The sequence below is a fragment of the Microcystis sp. M53603_WE2 genome (assembly GCF_030065435.1).
On sequence record NZ_JASJFF010000800.1, the window covers coordinates 1 to 4,637 of the forward strand.

Below are 4,637 nucleotides of genomic sequence, written 5' to 3' on the forward strand. Positions count from 1 at the left end.
CCCGAACCTACCCTGAGAATTATCGAAGCCTTCGTTAGTATAAGCCAATAGCGAACACCGGCAAACTTTTCGGCGATCGCTAGTCTTTCTGGCAGAAGCTTCAGCCTAGTAGAATCTTGTTGCTGTGGGCAAGGCTAATCCTAGAACTGAAAATTTTATCTAACCTTTAATCTTAGCAAGAACTTGCTACATTTTTCCATAATTGCGATAGAGTATTCTAATATAAGTACAAAAGAACTCGAAAAAGTCACCATGTTGCAAAAGTTACGCCAACGTTACCCCCAAGTTGCCCTGATTAGTGAGTTAGTTCAAATCGATCACGGCAAGTATATTGTGAAAGCGATCGTCGAAATTGAGGGAAAAACGGTCGTTACAGGTTTAGCTGCGGCAGATACGGTGGAAATCGCCGAAGATAGAGCCAGAGAACGAGCTTTACTGCTTTTAGAGGCTGAAAGCACCCCCGATCTCCAGCTTGTGGAAAAAGTCAGCCCCAATAATATTTCTCTACCAGAAGATTTACCTAAACCCGTCGCTAGTGCCAAAAAATCGACCAAAACGCCTAAAGTCACTGAAATACCTCGTCCTGAAGCTAAAATTGAACCGGAATTACCCCAAGTTAAGGATATTCCCCCAGCTAAAATTGAACCGGAATTACCCCAAGTTAAGGATATTCCCCCAGCTAAAATTGAACCGGAATTACCCCAAGTTAAGGATATTCCTTTACCAGAACCAGAGCCTTTATTATTAGAAATGGAAACCGATAATTACTCCTTATTATCAGAATTGCCAGAAGAAGCGAGTTTAACCGAAGAAGAACCCCCAGAACCGGAACCAGTTGTTGTTATTCCCGAAGAAATCGATTATTCAGTTCTTAAAACTAAAATTGATGTGGAGATGAAACGATTAGCTTGGACCACAGAAAAAGGTCGGGAATACCTGATTTCTACCTATGGCAAAAAGTCCCGTTTACTGCTAACTAATGAGGAGTTATTAGAATTCTATAACTACTTATCTAGTATCAGTGCCTAATCACTAAACCTGCTGCATAAATCAAAAATCTTCCGTTAAGTGAGAAGTCTCCGAGCCAGTATTCTCCGAGTCAGGAGAAGCAGAAAGAAATAGATTATTTTCTAGCAGTAGAAAAGCGATCTTTTTCTGTAAAAATCCTTAAATTAAGGACTTTAATAGCATCTGCGATTAAAAACTCACTTTTGCGGGAGATATAATAAAAAAGTAAGCTATTAGCTGCCAGTCTTTTTCTCCCTATCTCCCTATCTCCCTATCTCCCTATCTCCCTATCTCCCTATCTCCCTATCTCCCTATCTCCCTATCTCCCTATCTCACTGATAACTGATAACTGATAACTGATAACTGATAACTGATAACTGAATTAGTTTCTCACTGCTTCTGTTTCTGCTTCTTTGGGAACAACAACTGGCACTCCGCTGACTGTTTCGATTTGATAAATAACGCGACTTAATTGGGAAGGACAACAGAGAGGATCCGTATCTTTATAGCGATTAAAAACCACAATAATTCGATCGCTATTTTGTAAAACAATTCTCTGAGATGCACCATCAGTGCGGGAATCCATCGGTCGCGGGGAAAGAGTGCCAGCGAATTTACCATCGACAAAAACAAAGTCTTGATAACCCATTGGTCGGCACATTCCATCCACTCCACTCATGGCCGAAATAACGCTAGTTTTACCATAGGTTTGCACGGACCCGTACAGTAACCATCCTGCTTTATTAAGTGCTTGATCATTGGCAGTAATTGCCGGACGAACCTGTTCACGACACTGGTTATCAATCACGGTTTTAACGGGAGATTTGGGGATAGGTGCCTTGGCTTTATTCCAATTAGTTAACGGTCGATCAAACCAAGCTCGCGGAGTCTCTTTTTCTGGGGTTTGGCTAATAACTTCTAATAGCTTCCATGTTTCCGAATTTTGATTAGTAGCTGGATTGGAGACGGTTTCAACGCTAACTTTAATTTGATAGAAAAATCCCGGTTTATAATCAAATCCCTCGATACTATTGGCGAACAATCTCCAGTTTTCCTCTGGTTTTTCTCGTATCTGTAAACAGTCTTTGGTTGGTCCTTGGCTACAGGGTTGTTTCCTAGAATTGATATAAATTGTCTTTTCCGTGCGCGTGGTGGTCGGTGCGGGGGTAAAAGTGAGGATTCCTAAACCTTCGGGAGTACGATAAAATAACTGTAAATCGCCTTTAGCTGTCACTTGGAATTGTTCCACTCCTTGCAAGGCGGCCAGATATTGATTTTCTTGTTTCATCTGCGGTTCCGGACAAGCTTTTTTGGTAGTAGCGATCGCTTGGTTGATCTGGAACGTGCCATTATTGACTTGATAGCCGGTATTATACTGGTTGCATCCGGCCGAACCACTGAGGATATTTTTCTGGAAAGCGGCAGTAATTTCCGTTTCTTTGACCAAACTTCCGGCTGTCCACCCCCTTAGTTTCCATCGAGTCCCCTCCAAAGGGGAAGTATTAGCGATCGCTGCTTTCCCCGCTAAAGCACAACTTAGGGCAATTGTCAAGAAAATTCCCGTTTTTTTGGCGTTCAAAATTGCTATTCTCCTCGTCAAAGCAACAATTGTATTATGGCGTGGGGTAATCGACTGAGTGGTTAGGATAATTTTTCGGATTTCTCTTTCTGACCATCCCGTGACGGATGAAGAGAGAACAAGTTCCCTCAAACCTTAACCCAGTCAGAAAGTCATCGTTGTCAATAATCACTTTTTGCCCTCAAATGGCCAAAAGTTGACCCCAGTTCACCTTAAGCAGTACAATAAAAACCTTGAGTGACCCCTTAAACAAAAAAAACATCATGGCACAAGGACAAGGATTCGGATTCGGTCTCGGTAAGATTAAAGAATTACAAGACGCTTTCCAAAAAGCGCAACAGGTGCAACAAGGGGCCAAAGTTCTGCAAGAAGAACTGGAAAATATGGAAATTCCCGGCCAGAGTGAAAATGGCTTGGTGACAGTCTATCTCAGTGGCAACCAAGAACCCCGGGGGATTGAAATCGATCCGGCTCTCCTCTCCCAAGATCTGGAGATTGTGGCTGGGTCTATTCTAGAAGCCATGAAAGTCGCCTATAGTGCCTCCACGGAAACCATGCGCAGCAAAATGGAAGAACTGACCAGTGGTTTAAATATCCCCAGTATGTAATCGCTTTTGACGGCAATGGTAAGATGGAAAGTTGGACTAACAAACAAGGAGGTTCAACTTTGCTGACTTTGGGTGTCAATATCGACCATGTGGCCACAATTCGCCAAGCGCGCCGCACCGTGGAACCGGATCCCGTGGCGGCGGCAGTTTTGGCCGAAATCGGTGGTGCTGATGGCATTACCGTTCACTTGCGCGAGGATCGTCGTCATATCCAAGATCGCGATGTGCGGATTCTCCGGCAAACGGTGCGGACTCATCTGAATCTGGAAATGGCCCCGACGGAGGAAATGATCGCCATTGCTCTCGATATTAAACCCGATTATGTCACCCTTGTCCCCGAAAAGCGCCAGGAAGTGACCACGGAAGGGGGGATCGATATGCTGGGCAATTTTGACCGTTTTTGTCGGGTTGTAGAGCGCCTGCAAGCGGCTAATATCCCCGTTAGTTGGTTTATTGATGCCGATTTTGCCCAAATTCAAGCGGCCGCTAATACGGGAGCGAAATTTATTGAACTCCATACCGGTCAATACGCCGAAGCACAACAGGAGAGCGAGCGTCAAGCATCGTTAACAATTCTTAAAGAAGGTTGTGAATACGCTTCCTCTCTGGGTTTGCGGGTGAATGCTGGTCACGGTTTGACCTATTGGAATGTTTATGCCGTCGCCTGTTTGCCCAATATGGAAGAATTGAACATTGGTCACACAATTATCAGTCGTGCGGTTTTGGTCGGGTTGGAACGGGCTGTTAGGGAAATGAAATTGGCTATGCGTGGACAATTGTAAAAGCCATCAGCTATCAGCTAATCTCCCGACTAACGAACAATTACACTGAAAAATTAAAGGAAAGATGATGACAACTTATTATTATTTGGTAGCCAGTCAAAAGTTTTTAGAAGAAGAAGCGATCGAAAAGGAAGTTTTGAAGGAAAGAATCAGGAATTATCAAGAAAAAGGTCAAGAAATTGATTTTTGGTTAATTGCCAATCCAGCTTTTTTAGATACTCCCGCTTTTGCCGATATCAAAAAGAAAACTCCCCAACCAGCAGCGGCAATTGTTTCTCTCAACCAACAGTTTATTACTTGGCTAAAATTGCGTCTAGAATACGTTATTACCGGACAGTTTGAAGCTCCTTCCGATACTATTCCCGAACCGTTAAAATAACCCTTTTTTGTCTGTGGCAAAAAAGGCAGACGAGGCGATCATCACCAGCTGACTTTGCCTTGCAGTTTGTTAATTTTTCCCTGATCGATTCCCGATACTCGATCCAAATCTTCTAGGGAAGTAAAGGGTTTTTGTTGCCGGGCTGCGATAATTTTTTCGGCTAATTTGCCACTGATACCGGGTAAAGTATCTAATTCTTCTTTTGTGGCGGTGTTTAAATTAATGGTGGTGATTCGGTAGTAGTGATGGCGGCTTAATCCTTTGCTTTGCTGTGCATTGTA

General features: G+C 43.3%; 6 protein-coding genes. 4 read left to right on the forward strand and 2 right to left on the reverse strand.

Features of this window, described 5'->3' with window-relative positions:
• Positions 1 to 252 precede the first annotated feature (252 nt).
• Positions 253 to 1,029 carry a slr1353 family protein gene (locus PX481_RS17075; RefSeq protein ID WP_288095135.1) on the forward strand — a complete coding sequence of 259 codons (777 nt, stop codon included), beginning with the start codon at positions 253 to 255 and terminating at the stop codon, positions 1,027 to 1,029.
• Between the two features lie 361 nt (positions 1,030 to 1,390).
• Here the strand turns inward: PX481_RS17075 and PX481_RS17080 are convergent, their stop codons facing one another.
• A complete protein-coding gene (locus PX481_RS17080) occupies positions 1,391 to 2,587 on the reverse strand; it encodes a DUF4377 domain-containing protein (protein ID WP_288095137.1) in 1,197 nt (398 codons plus the stop codon).
• A gap of 263 nt (positions 2,588 to 2,850) precedes the next feature.
• On the opposite strand from PX481_RS17080, the gene PX481_RS17085 reads away from it, so the two are divergent.
• The 3 genes from PX481_RS17085 to PX481_RS17095 all read left to right on the forward strand — a co-directional run bounded on the left by PX481_RS17085 (position 2,851) and on the right by PX481_RS17095 (position 4,356).
• Complete coding sequence (locus tag PX481_RS17085; RefSeq protein ID WP_002761406.1) at positions 2,851 to 3,195, forward strand: YbaB/EbfC family nucleoid-associated protein; 345 nt, start codon at positions 2,851 to 2,853, stop codon at positions 3,193 to 3,195.
• Positions 3,196 to 3,254: 59 nt separating this feature from the next.
• On the forward strand, positions 3,255 to 3,977 hold the full coding sequence (locus PX481_RS17090) for a pyridoxine 5'-phosphate synthase (protein ID WP_216628908.1): 723 nt from the start codon (positions 3,255 to 3,257) through the stop codon (positions 3,975 to 3,977).
• A 67-nt stretch (positions 3,978 to 4,044) separates the two neighbouring features.
• Positions 4,045 to 4,356 carry an MgPME-cyclase complex family protein gene (locus PX481_RS17095; RefSeq protein ID WP_002783106.1) on the forward strand — a complete coding sequence of 104 codons (312 nt, stop codon included), beginning with the start codon at positions 4,045 to 4,047 and terminating at the stop codon, positions 4,354 to 4,356.
• A 41-nt stretch (positions 4,357 to 4,397) separates the two neighbouring features.
• Here the strand turns inward: PX481_RS17095 and PX481_RS17100 are convergent.
• The coding region (locus PX481_RS17100; protein ID WP_288095139.1) for a ComEA family DNA-binding protein at positions 4,398 to 4,637 on the reverse strand (240 nt) is incomplete at its 5' end.